Source organism: Roseburia sp. 1XD42-69 (genome assembly GCF_003612565.1).
Taxonomy (GTDB): Bacteria; Bacillota; Clostridia; order Lachnospirales; family Lachnospiraceae; genus Roseburia_B.
Genome location: NZ_RAZG01000052.1, coordinates 1 through 21728 on the forward strand (window position 1 = coordinate 1; position 21728 = coordinate 21728).

At 45.0% G+C, this 21728-nt stretch carries 15 protein-coding genes, 1 pseudogene and 1 other annotated feature; of the genes and pseudogenes, 2 read left to right on the forward strand and 14 right to left on the reverse strand.

Annotated elements, in window-relative coordinates; all coding sequences use genetic code 11:
• The 4 genes and pseudogenes from D7Y06_RS18210 to proS form a co-directional block, all read right to left on the reverse strand.
• Positions 1 to 622, reverse strand: a pseudogene (locus tag D7Y06_RS18210) (CotS family spore coat protein); the annotation flags it as partial.
• Between the two features lie 160 nt (positions 623 to 782).
• Positions 783 to 2144, reverse strand: a complete 1362-nt coding sequence (locus D7Y06_RS18215; RefSeq protein ID WP_243119388.1) for a CCA tRNA nucleotidyltransferase — start codon at positions 2142 to 2144, stop codon at positions 783 to 785.
• On the reverse strand, positions 2123 to 3616 hold the full coding sequence (locus D7Y06_RS18220) for a Na+/H+ antiporter NhaC family protein (protein ID WP_120409152.1): 1494 nt from the start codon (positions 3614 to 3616) through the stop codon (positions 2123 to 2125). Before D7Y06_RS18220 ends, D7Y06_RS18215 begins: the two co-directional genes overlap by 22 nt.
• A 19-nt stretch (positions 3617 to 3635) precedes the next feature.
• Positions 3636 to 5078 carry a proline--tRNA ligase gene (gene proS, locus D7Y06_RS18225; RefSeq protein WP_120409169.1) on the reverse strand — a complete coding sequence of 481 codons (1443 nt, stop codon included), beginning with the start codon at positions 5076 to 5078 and terminating at the stop codon, positions 3636 to 3638.
• A 164-nt stretch (positions 5079 to 5242) separates the two neighbouring features.
• Positions 5243 to 5445: a binding site (T-box leader), on the reverse strand.
• Between the two features lie 324 nt (positions 5446 to 5769).
• Here proS and D7Y06_RS18235 point away from each other — a divergent pair.
• Positions 5770 to 7047: an O-acetylhomoserine aminocarboxypropyltransferase/cysteine synthase family protein gene (locus tag D7Y06_RS18235; RefSeq protein WP_120409153.1), complete on the forward strand. Its 1278-nt coding sequence runs from the start codon at positions 5770 to 5772 to the stop codon at positions 7045 to 7047.
• A gap of 109 nt (positions 7048 to 7156) precedes the next feature.
• On the opposite strand, the gene D7Y06_RS18240 is transcribed toward D7Y06_RS18235, so the two are convergent.
• The 8 genes from D7Y06_RS18240 to D7Y06_RS18275 form a co-directional block, all read right to left on the reverse strand.
• Positions 7157 to 10981: an ATP-binding protein gene (locus D7Y06_RS18240; protein ID WP_120409154.1), complete on the reverse strand. Its 3825-nt coding sequence runs from the start codon at positions 10979 to 10981 to the stop codon at positions 7157 to 7159.
• Between the two features lie 38 nt (positions 10982 to 11019).
• Entirely contained in the window at positions 11020 to 12462 is a 1443-nt protein-coding gene (locus tag D7Y06_RS18245; RefSeq protein WP_120409155.1) for an extracellular solute-binding protein, read from the reverse strand.
• Between the two features lie 99 nt (positions 12463 to 12561).
• Positions 12562 to 12912 (reverse strand): hypothetical protein, encoded by a 351-nt coding sequence (locus D7Y06_RS18250; RefSeq protein ID WP_147415712.1) that lies wholly within the window; start codon positions 12910 to 12912, stop codon positions 12562 to 12564.
• A gap of 102 nt (positions 12913 to 13014) precedes the next feature.
• Complete coding sequence (locus D7Y06_RS18255; RefSeq protein WP_120409157.1) at positions 13015 to 14112, reverse strand: sugar kinase; 1098 nt, start codon at positions 14110 to 14112, stop codon at positions 13015 to 13017.
• A 196-nt stretch (positions 14113 to 14308) separates the two neighbouring features.
• Positions 14309 to 15064, reverse strand: coding sequence for a DUF6033 family protein (locus D7Y06_RS18260; RefSeq protein ID WP_120409158.1), 756 nt, complete (start codon positions 15062 to 15064; stop codon positions 14309 to 14311).
• Positions 15065 to 15183: 119 nt separating this feature from the next.
• The gene (metF, locus tag D7Y06_RS18265; protein ID WP_120409159.1) at positions 15184 to 16053 is read right to left on the reverse strand and encodes a methylenetetrahydrofolate reductase [NAD(P)H]; all 870 of its coding nucleotides are present in this window, start codon (positions 16051 to 16053) and stop codon (positions 15184 to 15186) included.
• 125 nt (positions 16054 to 16178) lie between these two features.
• Positions 16179 to 16742 (reverse strand): hypothetical protein, encoded by a 564-nt coding sequence (locus D7Y06_RS18270; RefSeq protein ID WP_120409160.1) that lies wholly within the window; start codon positions 16740 to 16742, stop codon positions 16179 to 16181.
• A 12-nt stretch (positions 16743 to 16754) separates the two neighbouring features.
• Positions 16755 to 17636: an AraC family transcriptional regulator gene (locus tag D7Y06_RS18275; RefSeq protein WP_120409161.1), complete on the reverse strand. Its 882-nt coding sequence runs from the start codon at positions 17634 to 17636 to the stop codon at positions 16755 to 16757.
• 171 nt (positions 17637 to 17807) lie between these two features.
• Here D7Y06_RS18275 and D7Y06_RS18280 point away from each other — a divergent pair, with 171 nt between their 5' ends.
• Positions 17808 to 19505: an alpha-glucosidase gene (locus D7Y06_RS18280; protein ID WP_120409170.1), complete on the forward strand. Its 1698-nt coding sequence runs from the start codon at positions 17808 to 17810 to the stop codon at positions 19503 to 19505.
• Between the two features lie 95 nt (positions 19506 to 19600).
• On the opposite strand, the gene D7Y06_RS18285 is transcribed toward D7Y06_RS18280, so the two are convergent.
• Positions 19601 to 20377, reverse strand: a complete 777-nt coding sequence (locus D7Y06_RS18285) for a hypothetical protein (protein ID WP_147415713.1) — start codon at positions 20375 to 20377, stop codon at positions 19601 to 19603.
• On the reverse strand, positions 20346 to 21638 hold the full coding sequence (locus D7Y06_RS18290) for a hypothetical protein (protein WP_120409163.1): 1293 nt from the start codon (positions 21636 to 21638) through the stop codon (positions 20346 to 20348). Before D7Y06_RS18290 ends, D7Y06_RS18285 begins: the two co-directional genes overlap by 32 nt.
• Between the last annotated feature and the right edge of the window lie 90 nt (positions 21639 to 21728).

The window sequence follows — 21728 nt, forward strand, 5'->3', positions numbered from 1 at the left end:
CCCCGTGGCACAGGCCATACATCTGCTTTTTATCCTCCACCGGCAGGGAGGAAAGCTGCTCTTTTAACTGTTCCGTCATTTCCATTGCCTGATTTTTATAGCTGTCATACATCTGCATAAACAGCATTTCAAATTCATTTTTTTTGTGTTTACTGCGGATATAGTTTTTCACTTTATTTAGTTCCCGGTTGTGCTTTTCATATTCTTTCTGAAGGCCGTCGTCCTCCGCCGCCAAAAAACGCGGAATATCCTTTTCGTAATAACGGCACAGGTTATGGAATCCTGCCAGTTTTCTCACCGCCGCCAGAATATCTTCCTTGCTTTTTACATCACATTCCTTTCCGGGATACCAGTTTTTCAAGAGATAATACTTATCTTCCGCCTCGTCCTTAGAGAGCATTTCCCCCTCTTTCGTAGGGACTATGGATTCCGCCAGAAAGCCTTCCCGGGATAAAAATTCCAATATATCATATAAAAATGCCGCCCGCTCTTTGGACCCGCGAAACTCTTTTAACAGCATCGTTCCCTTGTCCGTGTCACAAATAAATGCTCCTCTGCCTCTTGTGGTATTGCGAATCTCAATCTCATACTGTTCCAGAATTTCTTCTTCCCGATTATACACAAAAACCCCTCCATATGCCTCGTAACTCTTATGAATATTTGTTACGTCTATTTATACCCGTGAGACAAATGATTTGCCATAATCCGCTTGTCATTTCAAAAAGTACGGCAATCATTTGGCAAATAAGTATGCTCTGGAGTATAACATATGAAGGGAATTCCTAAAGTATGCTATATTCTTTTGCTGTATGCAGGAGATATTCTCTGGTATTTTTTTCAGGCTCCTCAATCACAAGGTCAAGTAAATGGGAAAGAACTTCTCCAAGCCCCGGGCCAGCCGGAATTCCAATCTCCATTAAGTCCCTGCCGTTCACCGCAAGCTCCTTTATGGACAGGCACTGGCGGCTTTCTGTAATCTCCCGGTAACAGGATTCAAACTCTTTTAGGTATTCAAGTTTTTCCTGCTGCTTAAAACTGCTCTGGGCTAAAATATCTGCCCGCTTGACTTCAAATATATGGGGAAATGCCCCCGGGCCGATTCTCACCATGGCCCGGCGCACATTCCTTAAAGTGGCGGGAGGATTATCGTCATGCCCCGCCACTAAGGCGCACACCCTCTGCACCGTGTCATTGTCAAATTTCAGCCTTCTTAATATTTTCCTTGTCATTTCACTTCCCACCCCGGGATGGCCGTGGAAATGATGGATTCCCTCCTCATCTCTTGTAATGCACACAGGTTTTGCCACATCGTGAAACAACATGGCAAGGCGCAGCACTTTCTCCCCCCTCACATGGGTCAGGGAAACAATGGTGTGCTCCCCCACCGTATATTTGTGGTGGGGGTTATTCTGCTCTGTTGCCATCATAGCGTCAAACTCCGGCAGAAACACTGTCGTAAGCCCTGTCTCATACAGGGTCCTTACCTCCTGGGGATTATCTGAAACCAGTAATTTTACCAGTTCCATCTGAATCCGTTCTGCGCTGATTTTAGAGAGGGATGAAGCCAGTGCCCGGATGGCCTTCTTTGTATTTTCCTCAATAGAAAATCCAAGCTGGGCCCCAAACCGCACCGCCCGCATCATCCGAAGGGCATCCTCCCGAAAACGCTCTTTTGCATCTCCCACACAGCGGATTCGTCCTCTCTCCAAATCCCCGGCCCCGTCAAAAAGGTCAATCAAACCTTCCTTTTCACTGTAGGCCATGGCGTTTACCGTGAAATCCCGGCGTTTTAAATCTTCTTTTAAGTTCGGAGTAAACACCACTTCTTTTGGGTGTCTCCCGTCCTCATACTTTCCGTCTATCCGGTAGGTCGTAACTTCAAATCCCTCATTCTCCAATAAAACTGTCACAGTTCCATGCTGGATTCCCGTGTCAACCGTTCTCTTAAATATTTTTTTAACTTCTTCCGGCTTTGCAGAAGTGGTAATGTCCCAGTCCTGGGGCTTTCTCCCCAAAAGGCTGTCCCGGATGCACCCCCCCACCGCATAGGCTTCGTATCCGCCGGATTCTAAAGCCTCTATGATATGCTGTACTTTCCGGGGAAGCTTTATCTTTTCCCCCGTCATTTGCTTTTCTTTCCCCATACCATCATCACCGTAAACAGAAGTGCTGCCGCCAGAACCACAGCCAGGGGGCTTTTGGTAAACCCTGCAAAAAGAAATGCCGTAAATGCAATGGCTCCGTTCACGCAGGCATAGGGGAGCTGAGTCTTTACATGGTCAACCAAATCACACTGTGCCCCTGTGGAGGAGAGAATCGTGGTATCTGAAATGGGAGAACAGTGATCCCCAAACAGTCCCCCGGACAAAACAGCTCCCACAGCTATGGCATAGGGAATGCCAAAAGCATGGGCCATGGGAATGGCAAGGGGCATCATAATAGCAAAGGTTCCCCAGGAACTTCCCGTAGAAAAGGATACAAAGGCCCCGAATATAAAAATTGCCCCAGGCACAAGGCCGCCATAAAAGTTCATATTTTTAAGTCCGTTTACGATAAAATCCGCAGTGCCAAGGCCGCTGATCATACTGCCTAAAGACCAGGCCAGCACCAAAGTAACCGCCACATCTGTCATTCCCTTCATTCCATCCACATAAATCTTAAAGGTATCCCGGAATGTTTTCACCTTAAAAATAAGGATAAACATCATCAAAGCCAGCGTTCCGTAAAAATATCCCATGGTCAGCGCCACACGAAATTCATTCCCGTCTATTTTCTGGAAAGGAAATCCCAGAGGAGCCAGTGTGAGAAATAGGGTTGCAAACACCACAAGAATGGGCACAATCACCATAACCGGCCTTGCATTGGAAGCGCTGTAATGATTCCCCTCCTCTCCTGTATGCTGTGGCAGTTCCTCAAAAGAATCTTCCCTGGAAGCGGCTTCTGCCTCCGCCTTTTTCATCTGGGAAAAATCTTTCTTCGTAAAGGCAGCCAGCGGAATCATAATAATTGCCAGAATTGCATAAATCTGAAAGGGAATTGCCGCCACAAAGGTACTGTAATCCGACTGGGCTATGCTTAAATTATCAAATTCCGCCCGAATCAGCCCCATAATATACACACCCCAGCCGATAAAGGGTATCAATATTGCCACTGGAGATGAGGTGGAGTCCAAAATCCACGCCAGCTTTTCCCTGGAAATCTTAAGCTTGTCAAAGAGCGGCCGAAAAACCGGGCCTACCAAAAGCGGCGTCCCCAAATCAGAGAAAAAAATCAAAATTCCTCCCAGCCAGGCACAGAGCTGTGCCTTTAAGCTGGTATTTACATACTTGTACACACTCCTGCTAAATGCCTGGGCTCCGCCGGATTTCTCCATAAGCTTAATAAATCCCCCGATAAATACGATTAAAACGATTACCCCCGCATTATAGGAATCTGTAAGCTGAACAAAAAAGTAATCTCCAATGATAGACTTTGTTGCCAGAAAAGGATTTCCCCCGGCAAATATCAAAGCCCCTACAAAACCTCCGCAAAACAGGGACAAAATAACGTTTTTGCTTTTTATAGCCATGACTACAGCCACAATGGGCGGCAGCAGGCTTAAGAAACCATAATCCATAGACATCCTCTCCTAAAATTTAATATGCTTTCCCCCAGTAAACCAGTTTCTTTGCAGGTTTTCCGCAGCACACACACACTTCGGAAATTCTCTCCTGATCCGTAAAGGGCATACACCGGGACGTAGCGGAATAATCCTCTTTTATCTTATCCTCGCAATCCTGTGAACCGCACCACATACCCCGGATAAAGCCCTGTTTGCTCTCCACAGTCTGGGTAAACTCTGCATAGTTGTGGGCGTCATAAATATGGGAATCCCTGTGCTTCTTTGCCCGCTCAAACATATCCTTCTGAATAGTCTCCAAAAGTTCCCCGGCCTTTTCTGCCGCTTCTCCTAAAGAAACCACCGTCTTTTCCCTAGTGTCCCTGCGCACCAGCACACACTGGCCTGCCTCTATATCTTTGGGCCCAAGCTCTACACGGATTGGGATGCCCCGCATCTCCTGCTCGGAAAATTTCCATCCGGGACTCTTGTCCGTATCGTCCAGTTTCACCCGGATTCCCCCTTTCTTTAATGCCTCTTTCACTTCCCCGGCCTTCTCCAAAACACCTTCCTTATGCTGCATAATGGGAATCACCATCACCTGGGTGGGGGCAATTCTTGGAGGAAGCACCAGGCCGGAATCGTCCCCGTGTACCATGATAATGCCCCCGATTAAACGGGTGCTTAAGCCCCAGGAGGTCTGATGCACATACTGAAGCTTATTGTCCTTATCTGTATACTGAATGCCGAAGGCTTTGGCAAAACCGTCCCCAAAATTGTGGCTGGTGCCGGACTGCAGGGCTTTTCCGTCGTGCATTAAAGCCTCAATGGTATAGGTGGCCTCCGCCCCTGCAAATTTTTCCTTCTCCGTCTTCTGCCCCCGGATCACAGGCATTGCCAGCACTTCCTCACAGAAATCCGCATAGACATTCAGCATCTGAACCGTCCGCTCTTCTGCTTCCTCCGCCGTGGCGTGGGCGGTGTGTCCCTCCTGCCACAAAAATTCCCTGGAGCGCAGGAATGGCCTTGTCTCCTTCTCCCACCGCACCACGGAACACCACTGGTTGTAAACCTTTGGCAAATCCCGGTAGGACTGAATCAGGTTTTTATAAAAATCGCAGAATAACGTCTCTGAGGTAGGACGGACGCAGAGCCGCTCCTGCAGGGGATTTAACCCGCCGTGAGTCACCCAGGCCACCTCCGGGGCAAAGCCTTCCACATGGTCTTTCTCTTTGTTTAAAAGGCTTTCCGGTATAAACATGGGCATATATACATTTTCCACCCCTGTCTCTTTAAACCGGGCATCCAGCTCTTTTTGGATATTCTCCCAAATTGCATAGCCGTCGGGCTTGATAATCATACACCCCTTCACAGAGGAGTAATCGATTAACTCCGCCTTTTTCACCACATCTGTGTACCACTGTGCAAAATTTTCCTCCATGGAGGTGATTGCTTCCACTAATTTCTTTTCTTTTGCCATAACCTGGCTCCTTTCTGATTTTCTGGCTTGCTGACATTTCATTTAGATGACGTGTGCAATGGGGCAGGGGAAACTTCCCCCTGCCCGCCGCGGGGCCCGCATACCGCATTAGCGTTAAACTTCCATATGGGGCCTGCACATAAAAACGCCGGGGAGATTTGTCCTACAAGGACCGAATCTCTCCGGCGGTACCACCCTGATTCATATATTATGCATATATGCTCTCTTTTCCGGTAACGACGGAATACGTCATATCTCTATGAAAGCTTGGGGGCGGGTTCAAACAGGTTCAAACGAAGATATTCCACCATGTTACCTTCTCTCTTGGGATTGGCGCTGCTTTACTGTTCCCCTTCATCGCTGTGCTCTTCATGAAGTTTTTATGTGTATTATTTTAGCCACAAAATTTTATTTGTCAAGTTTTTTCTTCCGCTTTCCGGCTTTTTTCGCCGTATGCCAGCACTGCGGCGTTATTCCTGTACCCAGTTTTCTACAAACAAATCCTCTACACGGCTAAACTGTCTCGTATTGTTGGTCACTAAAGTAAGCCCCTTTGCCCTGGCATGCCTGCTATCAGAAAAACAGTTTGATACAAAACCGTCAAACACTTATGTCTTTGCATTTCTCTATTTTTATATTAGAATAGAAATAGCCATATTATAATTATTAAATTTCAGGAGGACACTTATTTATGAAAATTAGTACAACCTGCGTCCAGGGAGGATACACCCCTGGCAACGGGGAACCACGGCAGATTCCCATTATACAAAGCACTACCTTTAAATACGACACCAGTGAAGATATGGGAAAATTATTTGATTTGGAGGCCAGCGGCTATTTTTACACACGGCTGCAAAACCCTACCAACGACTTTGTGGCTGCCAAAATCGCACAGATGGAAGGCGGAACTGCCGCCATGCTCACCAGCAGCGGACAGGCTGCCAACTTTTTCGCACTGTTTAACATCTGCCAGTGCGGGGATCACATCGTATCTTCCAGCTCCATTTACGGCGGAACCTACAACCTTATTGCCGTCACCATGAAGCGCATGGGAATCGACGTGACATTTGTTCCACCTACAGCAACAGAGGAAGAATTAAACGCAGCTTTTAAGGAAAACACAAAGGCAATGTTCGGGGAGACCATTGCAAACCCTGCCCTTACGGTTTTGGATATTGAAAAATTTGCAAAAGCTGCCCACGCCCACGGAGTTCCTTTGGTTGTGGACAACACTTTTGCAACCCCTGTAAACTGCCGTCCTTTTGAGTGGGGTGCAGACATTGTCACCCACTCCACCACAAAATATATGGACGGTCACGGGGCAGCGGTAGGGGGCGCCATTGTGGACAGCGGAAAATTTGACTGGAAAGCCCATGCAGACAAATACCCTGGCCTCTGTACTCCCGACGAGAGTTACCACGGCGTCACTTATGTAGAGCGCTTCGGCCTAGAGGGGGCATTTATTACGAAATGTACCACACAGCTTATGCGGGACTTAGGCTCTATCCAAAGCCCCCAGAATGCTTTTATCTTAAATTTAGGTTTAGAAAGCCTTCATGTGCGGATGCAGCGGCACTGTGAAAACGGACTGGCTGTGGCAGAATTTTTATCGGGACATCCGAAAGTTGCCTATGTGAACTACTGTGACCTGCCAGGAGACGCCTACCATGAACTGGCAAAAAAATATCTTCCCAAAGGAAGCTGCGGTGTGGTATCTTTTGGCTTAAAGGGGGGAAGGGCTGCAGCGGAAGCCTTTATGAAAGAGTTAAAAATTGCCGCTATCGAAACCCATGTAGCTGACGCCAGAACCTGCTGCCTGAATCCAGCCACCAGCACCCATAGGCAGATGAATGATGAGCAGTTAAAAGAAGCCGGGGTTCCGGCGGAGTTAATCCGCATTAGCTGCGGCATTGAAGATAAAGAAGATTTGATTGCGGATTTGGCCCAGGCTCTTACTGCCTGCAAATAAGGGATATCCTGTAATAGAACTCTTTATCCATAAGAAATCAGCAAAAAATTAAGTCCACAATTAAGCTCTGCCTTATTGTGGACTTATATTATATTTAAATTTATTTTTTCTAAGAGTCTTGAAACAAGATATGCTCCAAAGTAGTCAGCAATAAATCCATGTTTACCGGCTTGGACAGATACCCGTTCATGCCGCACTCCAGTGACTTTTCCATATCCTCGTCAAAAGCATTGGCGGATACAGCCACAATCGGAATTTCCCTTAAATCCTGGCGCTTAGAATGGCGTATTGCACTGGTGGCCTCCATGCCGTCCATCACAGGCATCATTATATCCATAAGCACCACGTCATAGGTATCCTCCGGGGTATTTTCCAGACGCTCCACCGCCTGTTTTCCGTCAAACACCACGTCTACGGTAAAGCTGCTCTCCTCTAAAAGCTCGCAGATAATCTCTGCATTGAGCTCATTATCTTCCACCACCAGGACACGAAATCCTTCAAAGGAAACCGGGCCTGCTTCTTTGGGCTTATGCTCCTCCCCCAAATCCATAGTTATGGAGAACCGGAAGGTACTGCCCTTTCCCGGAGCACTCTCAACCTCAATCTCACCTCCCATAAGGTGTACCAGGCGGCTGCTCACTGTAAGACCCAGCCCCACACCTGTGCTCATGGCCGACTCATGGCTGCCCAAAGCCTGTTCAAAAGAGTTAAAAATCCTCTGCTGGTCTTCGGCACTGATGCCTCTTCCGTTATCTTTTACCTCAAAATAAATTGTATTTGCCTTGTCTTTCACAGAAATCGTCTTTGCAGTTAAAGAGACCCTGCCCCCCGGTTCGGTAAATTTTATTGCATTTCCCAGGAGATTTAAAAGTATCTGGCACAGCCTTGCCTCATCCCCTACCAGCCAGGTATTCTGCAAATCGCTGGAAATTTCAAATTCCAAACCCTTTTCCCGGGCCTGAGGCATAATGAACTGACTGATATTTTCCAACATTTCCGTCATATCAAAATCCCCTGGCTCTAAAGTCAGCCTGCCGCTCTCCATGCTGGACATATCTAAAATCCTGCTGATGATTTTCATAAGATTCTGGGACGATCTGCGGATTTTTAAGAGACAATCCTCTATCCTTTCTCTGGTCTGCCCCCTCTTTAAGGCAATTTCCGTCATTCCGATAATACCATTCATAGGCGTCCTGATCTCATGGGACATTTTGGACATAAACTCCGTTTTTGCCTTGCTTGCCACGTCATGTTTTTCCGTATTCAAACGGTTCTGGATAATACTTGCAATCTCCCGAAGCTCTTTTCCCGTTTCAGAAACCAAAAGCCCCTCTTCCTCCAAATCCAGAAGGCACAAAAAGCCAATTAATGCCCCGTTATCTACCAGAGGAACGATAAAACAGCTTCCTTCCCTGATAAAAGAATTCAGACCTGCAAAGACGCTTTCCCTTTCCCCACTTGGAATAAACATGGCTCCCATTCCCTGTTTTAAGGTCTCTTCATAAGCCAAAAGTTCCCCTTCGTTACAGCGTACCTTATCGTTGTAATCCACAACCTCCCCATGCTTATGCCACTGATACTCTGGATATATTGTAGAAAAACTCTGGTTTATCATAAGCAGCAGCACATCTTTTGCCTGATAAAAATTTCCAAGTTTCCGCAAAAGAACATCCATTTTTACTTCAAAATTTCCGCCTTTATCAAATATATTCAACACCAAAGAGAGCATGTTGGACTTCACGTCATTGCCGGAAGAGACAATGGGAGAAGGGGAAAATTCATATAAAAGCTCTTCCACAGCCCGCCGCGTATCTTCTGTACCGGCATCTTTTGCCCTTTGAAATGTATTGACTGTCAGCAAATTTTCTCTGCTGTTAAATATACTTTCCCCCTGCTGTTTTATATATTCCCCAAAAGCGTTTGCCTCATCTTTATCCGTCCCTGGAATCCACGCAAGAAATTCGCTGTCCCCAGCCCGCATAATTACATAAATTTCACTGTTATCCTCCGGCAGGGCAGAATATTCCCGCAGCCAGTTTCCAAACTCCTCCAGTATTAAATCTTTAAAGTTCCGCCCATACAAACGGTCCAGTCCCGTTTTCCACGCAATCTGTATATAGAGGAAAATCCCGTTGGACTCCTCTTTCCTGCACTGCATAATGCGCTCTATTCCAGCAGTTTTTGTATAAAGCCCGGTGAGGGTATCGTACACCGCCTTATTCTGCTGGGCAATCTCAAAAAGCTTCCTCTCATGGATGTTTTTAATGGTGCCCACCAGACGGGGATTATCCCCATCCTCCCTCTTTATCACAGTTCCCTTTAAACTATGCCAGCGGTATCCCTCCCAGGAATCTGATTTTAGACGGAACTCAATATCGAATCCCCCGTCCGTCTTTTCAAACTGCTCTTCCAAAAGCTCCTGGTCTTCCCAGTAAATATCCTCTCTGCTGAAAAAACCGATTCTGTCGGCAATCCTGCTGCAGTCCTTTTTCCCAACTTTCATCTGATGGTTGTGTACTTCCAGCCTTGCCGTTTTAAATTCATAAGTGATAAAAATATCATCACTGCCGTCCATAGCCAGGCGGTAGCGCTCTTTCTCTTCCAAAAGCCTCTCATTAATCAGCTTCTGCCTTGTGGTTAAATCAGAAATCACATCATAGAGATTCTCAATCTCCTCAATGTTTGACCTCCTGTAAGCCGCAATGCCGTCTGTGCCCTGCTCAATACAGTTCATAAGATTGCCAAAGGGCTGTAACAGCTTTTTCAGCACTACATAGAGAATCACCATTCCAAAAGCCATCCCTGCGAGAAGCGCAAATCCCATGTAAGAATACATGCGCTGGTACAGCCCAAACACATTCTTCCTGGAATTTAAACCCACTAAAATCCAGTCCGTATTCTCATAGGGCGCATTGCTCCCATATAAGTCAAGACTGCTGGACACCACACAGAGACGCAGCCCGGATGAATCTGTCATCTCGTAAAAATTGTCATACTCCGTCTTGTGATATTCTGCCTCACCCTCCTGGATAAAATGGTATAAGGTTCCTTTGCCTGAGACTAAAGTATATCCCTTATCCTCCTTTCGGATAGCCACCGCATACCCCGTATGGTCATTTGTATTTAATTCTTCCAGATTAAAATAAGTGTTGAGATAATCCAGAGAAATCTCTATTCCAACCACACCATATACCACATCATCATAAATTAACGGTACGGAATAGGTAATTCTGCGGTATGTATTCTGAGCCTCATCTTCCAGCACGAAAGATGGTGACCAGTAACCTAAATTTACCGGATCCGCGCCAGGATTCTCTTTCCCCGCTTTTAAGGGCTGGTAAAAAAAATCATCTGCTTCCCTGCTGCCCTCAGGCATCAGTTCAAAATTAGAAGTCCAACGCACATCCAGGGGAATATCCTTACTCCTGGCTAATGCTTTGTCTCCTCGCTCCATCAAAAGCTCCCCTTTGTTGGAAGAGCTTGACAAAATGTCAGAATGATGCACATAAAAGCCCTCATGGCTTTCAGCGCCTTCCATATGATTATCTAATACTACAAAAACTCCTGTCGCCATGCCATACTGTGCCTTATCCACACATTCCCCGAAGATATACTCCAGATATTCCTCCTGAAGCTGGCCGGAAATGAGAAATTTTTCCATATTGGTACCGGAATCTTTAAAATACTGTTCCAACTGTAAGTTCAATAATTCTGTGTCATGACAGATAGCCGCCCAGCGCTGCAGCATATCATTTTCCAAAATCACGCTCCTGTTATCCACAGTACGCGTCATCGTGCCCACAGCATCATCCTTTAATACTTTAAATGTATTGGTCACAAACACCATTCCATAGGAAAAAGCACTTTGCACCGCAATAATTAATATCAATGGAATCAACAGCAGACGAAACATAGTTCTTCTTTGTCCACCCATTGTCTCACTCCTTCGGTATTCTTTTCTACAGGTAACTTTTACTGAACCGCCTCCTTAAGCCTATGGTCAAAAGTCTCGTACCACACATCAAAAGTATCATCCGTAAGGAAGGGCTGGCAGGCCTCCTCCAAAGAACTGCCCGACTCCAGAGCCTTAAGCACCTGCTCCCTGTCCTCAGCCGCCTTGTCCGAGAGGGAATACTCTAAAATCTTTCTGGCCTCTGACGCTCCTCCAAAACTCTGGCAGGCATATAACTCCATTTTTTCTGTATTGTCCAGAACATTGGAAAGACATGCATAAATTTTGTCAGAAACCTGCACTTGATTATCCTGTATCACATCATCCAGCTTTTCCCTGGTAACCGCATCTTTTTTAACGGGCAGATAGCCCGCTTCGCATCCAAATCTGATATTAGGCCCCGCCTGGGTCATCCACTTTAAAAATTCCACTGAGGCATACTCCCTGGCTTTTTCCGATTTGGTGACAACAATCCCCGCACCCTGCTGAATGGCAAAGGAATCCCCTCCCTCCAAAATAGGTGCAGACATTACACTGTATGTAATAGGCACACTTCCCCCACTTGTCTCAATCTCCTCCGGGAAATACATCGCGGAGGCCGTGGAGCCTGTGTAGGCCAGCAAATCCCCTGTCTTAACATCATCGGAACGAAAAGAACCGTAACTTGCAAAGTAGCCTTTGATATAAGGCACATAATAATTGTCCCACAGGCGGCGGATTTTCTCTTTATCGTCGTTTACCGTCACTTTCCCGTCCTCCACCTGAAAAATCTCCGTGCCCTGCTGACGCATCCCGATTACAAAGTAATTTGCCATAGAATCCCTGCCGTAGAGGGCTTTGCCGTCCCCCTCTATATCCGGGGTTAGGGCATCTGTCCAGTTGTAGTACTCCTCCGCCAGATCCACAATCCCCTCCAAAGTAGAAAACCCATCTATAGAAGCACCCGTTTCATCTGCAAATGTCTGCCAGTCCGTTTGGTTTATCATTAGAACTTCCGTAGATTTAGCCACAGGAAAAATCCGAAGGCCTCCGTCCTCTGCAATATATCCTTCTCTAATATAAGAATCCACATATTCCGCCAATTCTTTCTCTGTGACATAATCTGAGATATTGGCAAGTTTTCCCTGCTGCTCAATAAGATACGCCGTATCCGCATAAGCCGAAAACATATCCGGCACTTCATCCGCCCCGACTTTTCCCTCCAGGGAATCCTGAACTGCCTGCTCTAACTCACTCACGGAGCCCTTACTCATGCACTGGACATGAATCCCCATATCCTTTCCAACCGTATTGTTAAACTCCTCCACCAGCCCCTGAAAAGCTTCCTGCTGGGAGCCGTTATAATAATGCCACACCGTAAGTGACAAAGGATGCCTGGGGTCCGTCAGTTTTCCGCTGCACCCGCTGAAAAAAGACGCAGTTAAGACTATTCCCAATGCCATGCTGATATGTTTTTTTCTCATATTCGTTCCCCTTATCCATAAGCTAATTATATTATAGTCAAAAAGTCCTAGCTTGTAAAGCAGTATTCATTTTGTCCATTATAAGGAAATGGCGGCTGCTTAAGCAACCACCATTTCCTTGTAGTCTTTTATCATTCCATGTTTTAAAAGCACATCCACAAAAATCCCAAACATATCATTTTCCAGCCGGTTTAAAAAATCAAATTCCCGCCTTTCGCCGCTGCAGATTTTATTTTTATTCCAGATTTCCAGCAGCTCAATAATGGGATATTCCCTGCGAACCCTGTCGTCCTCCCGGAAGGGATTAAAACTGCTGTCCCCCTTTTTTACATACAGGTCATTGATAATCAAAATATCCTCAAATGCCTTGGCGTCCTCCGCTGTGCTCTGCCTGCGCACCAGCTCCTTGGCAAACAACAGTTTCTGTTCCAACAATATCCTCTTTTTCATAGTCCCGCTCTCCTCCGTTCTCTTTTTTAAGAACATCATAAGCCAAGACCTCTGCGGATATTGTCGAAAGAGAGGAATAATTTTCCAGTTTTTTAACTTTAACTATCTTTGAACCCTGGCGCCTGCGCCTCCCATAATAGCCTCCACTTCTTTTTTGCTGGCCATTGTGGTATCTCCCGGGGTTGTCATAGCCAAAGCCCCATGGGCTGCACCATAGTTCACTGCCGCTTGGGCATCCCCTGTGGTCATCAGTCCGTAAACAAGGCCCGATGCAAAGGAATCCCCTCCGCCTACACGGTCCATGATTTCAAGCCCCTTATAATCCTTTGCCTTGTAAACTTCCCCCTCTGCCCAGCAGATGGCGCTCCAGTCATTTACAGTAGCCGTCTTAACCTCCCTTAAGGTAGTTGCCACTGCCTTAAAGTTAGGATAAGCTTTTGCGGCTTCGTTTATCATCTTTTTATATCCATCCAGATTTAATTCTTTTAAGTTCTCGTCGTTGCCCTCGATTTCAAAGCCTAGGCATGCGGTAAAATCCTCCTCGTTGCCAATCATAACATCCACATATTTGGCAATCTCTTTATTTACCTCCTGGGCCTTAGCCTGGCCGCCGATAGCACTCCACATGGAAGGGCGGTAATTCAAATCGTAGGACACGATGGTGCCGTACTTTTTCGCCGCCTTAATGGCTGCGATAACCGTCTCACAGGACTGCTCGGAAAGAGCTGCATAAATTCCCCCAGTATGTAGCCACCGGGCTCCCAGCTCCCCAAAAATATAGTCAAAATCAAAATCTTTAGGCGTTGCCTTGGAAATTGCGGTATTTGCGCGGTCAGAGCATCCTACTGCCCCCCGGATACCAAATCCTCTCTCCGTAAAATTAATTCCGTTGCGGCACACCCTGCCGATTCCATCTGTTTTCATCCACTTAATCAGAGAAGTGTCCACACCACCCTGAAGAATAAAATCTTCCATGAGCATACCTACTTCATTGTCTGCAAATGCAGTAATTACAGCGGTTTTCATTCCAAAGCACCTTCTCAAGCCCCGGACTACATTGTATTCTCCGCCGCCTTCCCACGCCCGGAAAGACCTGGCTGTACGAATTCTGCCCTCCCCTGGGTCAAGACGCAGCATAACCTCCCCCAGTGACACCGCATCAAATTTGCAATCTTTCTCCGGTCTTAAATTTAAATCCATTTGTTCCTCCGTTCCCCGGCCAGTATCTGCCGGCCATTATAATAGTTTTGCCCTGATGTATAAGACATACATCAATAGTATGCGTATAAATTTCGCACAAATGTATTATAGCATGACATTATACCAATCTTCAAGGTTTTATACTAAAATAATGATTTTTCGGCAAATACTGAACTACTTACAGAAAAAAATGAACTTAAATAGAGAAATCAAAAGACTGTCCGATTTTCTTCTCCTCCTCTGTCCGGGCATAATCGCTCATGCTCTCAAAAGTTACGTCGTTAATCTTCTTTAACAGCTCCTCAATGGAGGAAGCCTGAACCGTCACCGTATCTTCATCATACAAGTTTTCCGTTTTTCCGGAATCCTTTTTCCAGGATTCTTCCAGCTTTTCCTGCTGCTCCTTCTTTTTCGCCCTTTTCTCCTCTGCTTTTTTGGCCTCTTTTTTCTCCTGGGCCTTCTTTTCAATCCGCTTTCTCTGGGCTGCCAGGGACTTGTCAATCACAGCAAAGAAAGAAGCTGTCCCGTTGCCGTTTACCTTCATGCCATATCCCTTCACGCTGGAATTTCCAGAAAGGCTTTTGGAGAGCTGGGACATGCCGCTGGCCGCATTAGCAATAATTCCCTCATACTGCTTCCTGTAACTCTCATCCGTTGCCATGCGCTCGATTTTATCCTCATCAATAAGAACCACCATTTTAGCCGGATTGGCATAACTTGCTGCCTGCGACTGAGCAAATGCCTTCTGGTCCCTGCTCACAAGAATAAATTCCATGCCTGAATACTTCTTTTTCAAATCTTCGTAATATTTTGCCGCCTTGTCACTAAGTTTCGGCTCGCCTACGGTTTTGCCTTTCACATTAGACTTTTTGGCTGTGTTTTTTGTGTCTTCCGCCTTAACCTGTTTTGCCTGGGCCTGGGCAGATGATACAACATCGGAAATTAAACTCATAATTCGTCCTCCTTGATCCTTTGAGCCTGCTGGAAAAATCCATTTCTCCAACAAATGTTAATAAAGTTCCTTTATTATATATCGGCATAATAAGAAAGAATATTTAAAATATTGCACAATCATACCATTACAATTTCCGAAAGATTTTCCATAATGCCCCTCACCACATTTGCATGGTTCATAGAGTAAATATGGATATTGTTGACACCGTTTGCGATTAAGTCGATAATCTGTTCCGAAGCGTAGATAATTCCCGCCTGCATCATTGCATCTTTATTTGTGCCGAACCTGTCCACAATATTTTTAAACCGCTCCGGCATATTGCAGCCTGAGAGACGTATGGCATTCTTTACCTGAGACGCCCGGCTAATGGGCATAATTCCAGGGATAACCGGAACTTCTATCCCGGCGCTTCGCACCCTGTACAAAAAATTATAGTAAATATTGTTGTCAAAAAACATCTGGGTGGTGAGAAACTCACAGCCTGCGTCCACTTTTTTCTTAAGATTTAATATATCCTCTTTTTTGTTTGCTGCGTCTGGATGCCCCTCAGGATAACATGCACCACCGATACAAAATCCTCCAAACTCCTTTATGGCTGCCACCAAATCCGAGGCATAGTGATAATCCGTAAAAGGTTCCTGCTCCATCCACTGGGGCCTATCCCCCCGAAGGGCAAGGATATTTTCAATGCCGGAGTGCCTCATATCCCGAAGCGCTTCTTGGATAGAATCTTTTGTGGCGCCTACACAGGTGAGATGTGCAATCGCTGTCACACCGTATTCTTTCTGTATGTCCTCTGCAAGGGCAAGGGTGTTATCCCTGGTACTGCCCCCTGCGCCGTAGGTGACGCTCATATAGTCCGGCCCAAGCTTTGCCACCTGAAAGGCTGCCTGCCTGACGCTCTCAAAATCTAAGTCCGCTTTCGGCGGAAATACTTCAAAGGAAAGGGTAATTCTTTTTTGTCCTAAAACGCTGGTTAATTTCATATGTTTTCTCCTGGGTATTGTCTGGTTTTTCTTTTTATTATAAAATAGACGGCCGGACTTTTAAAGACCCGCAGGATTTATTTTTCCGCTAATGCCTTATATTCAGATATCAGCTCTTTATATTCCTAAATATTACGGCTGAACTTCAACTGTTTTTCATATTCCGCGACCAGAGAAGGATTCTTTTCCACTGCACCTGTATACCAGTTTATGAGATACTTCAGGGAACTAACGCCGCCGTCATTCCTTTTCAATGTTTTCTCATATTCAGAGTATGCTTCCCTATCCATAGTCCGCATCATGTCCGGAACATTTGTAGTCTCAATGCGTTTTATTCCATGCAATAGATATTCGCCTTCCACTGTTTCTAAAGAGTTGTCATTATACTTAATTTCCTTTTGGAATGCCTCATTCTTTGTCTTCTGCGCTTCCTTTTGCTCCGGCGTTACGGCAGCATCTACTGCGCCCTTGCCTTCCACAAGAGCAGCCATCCCGTCTCCTGAGAACTCCACAATAACGGAATCCCCATATTGCAAACGGATATCCTTCATAGCCTGCAAAGTTTCTTCCTTTGACATTTTATCCATTAACTTTGATATATTAAACCCGGACTGCACCAAACGACCAGAAATGGTTTTGCCGTATTTCCATAATACATTCAGCATCTCCAAAGCGATTCTGTCTATCAAAAACCTTTTATATTACTGCCGAAGCTCCTTGATAAAAGACAATGGCGTCATGTGATACTTTTTCTTAAAGGCCCTGTGAAAATAAGAAAGATTGCGAAATCCCACCGACAGTGAAACTTCCAGAATAGATGTCTCCCCCTGCTCGAATAATTCCACCGCCTTTTCAAGACGCAGATTATTTATGTATTCCACGCAGGTCATGCTCATGTGCTTTTTAAAAAATCGCATAAAATGATACTCGCTGAAATAGCACAGACTTGCCAGATCCGCTATCAAAATTGCCTCACTGTAATGCAGCTCGATGTAATCCAGCACACTTTTCAGTTTTTCCGAAGACCCCCTGGCAATGGATACATTTTCTCTGCTGTACTGGAGCAGTAAAAACACGGCCTGTAAAAAAAGAGACTTTAAGGCCAGTTCATATCCGAAAATCTCCTGGTCGTAAAGGGAAGCAATCTGATGAAAAATTTTTTCCAATGAAACGTAAACCGGATGCTCTTTTGTAATCAGGCAGGGCATAAAAATCTCCTGGTTCATAACAGGTGTAAGATACCGAGTGGAGCAGATATCCGTGGCATTTCCCCCCAGAAAATTCATATGAAACACGTAGGTTTCCGACAAAATTTCCTCATCCTCCTCTATGGAAATAGAATGGAGAAGCAATGGCGGAACAAATAAAATATCTCCTTCTTTTACCTTATAATCCACCAAATCAATCTGATATGCACCCTGCCCTTTTTTAATGAATGTAAGTTCCGCCTCCTCATGCCAGTGGGTAGTTACCACAGGATAGTCCCTGTCAAGGCGGGTCAGATATTTTTGCACCGGAAAAAAAGTTTCCCCGTGTTTCGCATCCTCCTTTTGCTCTAAGGCAAGTGAATAAAGCTTTTTCATATGTTCTCCTTTACAGCGAAATCCAATAACTCCACTCCCCAAAAGAGCAGGATTGTGTTATATAATGAAAAAATATTGCAAGAAAAACTGTAATTTACAATCTATAATCACAGTATAATACATCAGAAGAGATATCTCAAGGAATAAATGGAAAGAAAAGAGGTTTTCATTATGGAAAAAAAATGGTGGCACGATAAAACAGCATATCAAATTTATCCCAAAAGTTTTTTAGATACTAACGGAGACGGCATCGGGGATCTGCGGGGAATTATTTCTAAATTGGATTACTTAAAAGATCTGGGCATTGACATTATATGGCTGTCCCCAATTTACAAATCACCTTTTGTTGACCAAGGATATGATATTTCCGACTACTATGCCATTGCAGAAGAGTTTGGAACTATGGAAGAATTTGACGAACTTTTGGCAGAGGCAAAAAAACGTGATATGCACATTATCATGGATCTTGTCATCAACCACTGCTCCGATAAACATGAGTGGTTTCAAAAAGCCCTGGCAGACCCGGAGGGGGAATATGGGGATTACTTTTATTTCCGAAAAGGGAAAAACGGAAATCCCCCCAGCAATTACCGTTCCTACTTTGGTGGAAACTGCTGGGAACCGGTTCCCGGAACAGACATGTATTATTTTCACATGTTTGCAAAAGAACAGCCGGATTTAAACTGGGAAAACCCAAAGTTAAGGCAGGAGATTTACAATATGGTAAACTGGTGGCTTGAGAAAGGACTTTCCGGTTTCCGCATTGACGCCATTATCAATATCAAAAAAGACCTGGCGTTTCCCAATTTAGAGCCTGACGGCGCTGACGGAATGGCAAGCTGCTGGCGCATGGTGGAAAATGCAGAGGGCGTGGGAGAATTATTGGAAGATTTAAAGAAACACACCTTCCAAAAATACGACGCCTTTACCGTTGCGGAAGTGTTTAACATGAAGAAAGGGGAACTGAATCAGTTTATCGGGGAAAACGGACATTTTTCCACTATTTTTGACTTCAGCGCCCACAGCTTAAGCGATGGGGAACACGGATGGTATGACGCACCGGATATTGATTTTAAAAAGTGGCGTGAAACTGTGGCAAAATCCCAGTTAGAAGTGGAAAAATATGGATTTGAGGCAAATATTATAGAAAACCACGACGAACCCAGGGGCGTCTCCCGTTTTTTGCCGGAGTATGGAAAAAATCCAGCCGGAAGTAAAATGCTTGGAACCATAAGCGTCCTTCTCCGGGGAATCCCTTTTATTTATCAGGGACAGGAAATCGGCATGCAAAATGCCCTGTGGAACAATGTAGAGGAATTTGACGATATTAACACAAAAGACCAGTACCAGCTTGCAAGGGCAGCAGGACTTTCCAATGAAGACGCCCTTTATGTCTGCGGTAAAATGAGCCGGGACAATGCCAGAACCCCCATGCAGTGGAGCGGCGGAAAAAACGCCGGATTTACCCTCGGCACCCCCTGGTTAAAAGTAAATTCCAATTACCCTGAAATCAATGTGGAAAATCAGGAAAAGGATTCAAACTCCGTCTTAAATTATTACCGGAAACTGGTGGCACTGCGGAAATCCCCGGCCTACAGGGAAGTATTTACCTACGGCAGGTTTGTCCCCGCATACGAAGACACGGAAAGCGTTATGGCGTATTACCGTGTGGAAGAAAAAAAGCGGATCATGGTTGCAGGAAATTTTGGAAAAGAGACTGTGGAACTAAAACTTGACTTCCCTGTAAAAACAGTTCTCTTATCAAATCTGAAAGACTGGGATATGGAAAATCGCCAAGTTCCAAAAGACATCTTGACACTGGAAAGCTGTGAGGTTGTGGTTTTGGAATGCGGTAGTTCTTGCATATAGAAGCGGGGCCATTTTCTTCTGATACTTGGCAAGATCGAAAAATAAAATATCTCCAAATGTCCAGTAATCCTTTTGGCATTTGGAGATATATAATTTTATTTATTGCTTTCAATTGAAAATACTTCATAAGGCCAAAGTGCAGTGTTAATTGTCCCTTTCGGCTCGGCTGCAAAGAAAAATCCAGAGCTCTCAGGCCCTCCGCCTACAATCTGAATATAATATTCACCATTGTGTTTACAAGAAAATAAAAATTTTTCCGGCATACCAGTTTTAGGATCAGGGTTTCCCCATTTATCCCAGTGTCCATAATCTCTGTTCCATATATAAATATGCCTGTCTTGTCCGTACAAATTTTTTAATACCACATCATACTCTTCGCCCCAAGTCATTGACAATTTAAACCAATCTTCATCCCCCTCTTCGTGAAAGTTTGCTGCCGTATATCCCTCTGTAAATGGATCTCCGGACATTTTAGTCGTCCTGTCGTATGGAAATGCAAACTCATATGAATTATTAAACTCATACTTGTCAGGCTTAATGGTTGCTTTCGTTCCGTAAAACTGCACATTTTTTTCTTGAATCATCGCATGAAATTCACTATCACTGAGCGTTTCCAAAAGACATGCCTCAGAAGTCTCCGTATCGCTTATGTCCATTCCTTCCTCTGGCTGAGCATACGCCGCATATTCTGGCATATTATCTTCCATTACTCCTGTGCTAAGCACTGCACTTTCCGCTTTAACGCAAACTACATCATATGTCCCCACGGTTACAACACCTGCTACAAACAAAAAAACTAAACCCTTTCTCCAACTCATAACATATTCTCCTCCCAAATAATTAAACAGCAAATTTTTTTGTAATATTATCACTTAACAATAACATTGCAGGGTCATATTTCTGGGCAGAATCTAATTTTTCCAGGAAGTGGCAGTAAAACACCCGCTCTTTTAATTTCATCCTTTTATCCTCCGCTGTCATATGGCTCATGTCCATCTCTTCCAGCTTCTTTATCATCTGCTCTGCCATTTTTACGGCGGATTCCACGGTTGTACCCAAAAGGTTAGCCCCCATCCCTTTTTCCATGCGCTCCATCTGCATGCGCATATATTCTGAGATAAACTCTTTTTCCCTCAATTCATAAAAATCTGCGGTTTTCTCTGCGTACATCCAGGCTTCCTTTACTTTACTGGGACAATTGTCAAACATCTTTTCATTCTGATTCTGGATTTTCATCATCTTCACATAGGAATCATACTCCTCCACCTGACATTTTCCCGATAAAATGTCATCCCAGAAAGAATCGTCTTTCATATACGCCTTATAAGGACTGCAGGCAATTTCCATTGCCTTTTTATACTCCTCATCTGTCAGTTCCCTGCTCCACAGCGTCTCCTTTCCCATGTAACATTCCATCTTTTTTTGTTTGTCATATATCCAAATATTCATGCCACTGTCCAAAGATACCACAGATATAGATTCATACTCCCGAATCGCATGAAACCAGTCCTCAAACGCAACAGGCCTCTCCTCAAAACGGGAATAAAAATCCATTAAATCTTTCATTCTGTCCACTGGAAGATATTGGGTATCCGCCTCGTCTGACGAATAGGTTTCCGCCACTTTCCCTACCATATCTCTCCAATTATATTTCTGTGTCCCAAACACCGCCCCCAAACTGCCAGGCTGAATATCCCCATTCTCCACAGCTGTCTCCCGGTAAAACACCAAGGAATCCCAACTGCTCGCCGTGTCACTGGAAATATCCTTATACCTGCCCCGTTTCGTATCTGCATGGCTACACAGGGCAAACATTTCAATTGCCGTGGCATTCCCGGTGTCCACCTTGTTGACCTCAACCTGATACTCCCTGACATTTCCGTTTTCATCTGTCACCGTTACCTTAACCTTGGGAAATACCATGGTTGCACCTTCTGCGTACTCTGCTGTCATATGATAGGACTTTCCGTCGGCCGTCACATACTGGCTGCTGGAATTGAGTTTTTCCAGCCTATTAGCGTCCTCCCACCCCTCATACCAAGACTGTACTGCCGCTTCCGTATTCTTTTTGGATGTTATTGGCGGAGTGTATATGTTCTGCTGAGTTCTCCCTACTGCATCTATTGTTCCCATATCACTGTCCTCCTTGCACAAATATTAAAAATTTAATTTCCTTTTAAAAGTTTAATACTGTCTGCACAGGATCCTGGCAATTTGGAAAAA

Excerpts from the sequence above, each read along its gene's own strand:
- D7Y06_RS18255 (WP_120409157.1), bottom strand. The coding sequence starts at position 14,112 with ATGGATTTAAATTTAAGACCGGAGAAAGATTGCAAATTTGATGCGGTG.
- D7Y06_RS18250 (WP_147415712.1), bottom strand. The coding sequence starts at position 12,912 with ATGAAAAAGAGGATATTGTTGGAACAGAAACTGTTGTTTGCCAAGGAG.
- D7Y06_RS18275 (WP_120409161.1), bottom strand. The coding sequence starts at position 17,636 with ATGAAAAAGCTTTATTCACTTGCCTTAGAGCAAAAGGAGGATGCGAAA.
- D7Y06_RS18260 (WP_120409158.1), bottom strand. The coding sequence starts at position 15,064 with ATGAGTTTAATTTCCGATGTTGTATCATCTGCCCAGGCCCAGGCAAAA.
- D7Y06_RS18290 (WP_120409163.1), bottom strand. The coding sequence starts at position 21,638 with ATGGGAACAATAGATGCAGTAGGGAGAACTCAGCAGAACATATACACT.
- D7Y06_RS18245 (WP_120409155.1), bottom strand. The coding sequence starts at position 12,462 with ATGAGAAAAAAACATATCAGCATGGCATTGGGAATAGTCTTAACTGCG.
- D7Y06_RS18235 (WP_120409153.1), top strand. The coding sequence starts at position 5,770 with ATGAAAATTAGTACAACCTGCGTCCAGGGAGGATACACCCCTGGCAAC.
- D7Y06_RS18215 (WP_243119388.1), bottom strand. The coding sequence starts at position 2,144 with ATGGGGAAAGAAAAGCAAATGACGGGGGAAAAGATAAAGCTTCCCCGG.
- D7Y06_RS18220 (WP_120409152.1), bottom strand. The coding sequence starts at position 3,616 with ATGGATTATGGTTTCTTAAGCCTGCTGCCGCCCATTGTGGCTGTAGTC.
- proS (WP_120409169.1), bottom strand. The coding sequence starts at position 5,078 with ATGGCAAAAGAAAAGAAATTAGTGGAAGCAATCACCTCCATGGAGGAA.
- D7Y06_RS18240 (WP_120409154.1), bottom strand. The coding sequence starts at position 10,981 with ATGGGTGGACAAAGAAGAACTATGTTTCGTCTGCTGTTGATTCCATTG.
- metF (WP_120409159.1), bottom strand. The coding sequence starts at position 16,053 with ATGAAATTAACCAGCGTTTTAGGACAAAAAAGAATTACCCTTTCCTTT.
- D7Y06_RS18280 (WP_120409170.1), top strand. The coding sequence starts at position 17,808 with ATGGAAAAAAAATGGTGGCACGATAAAACAGCATATCAAATTTATCCC.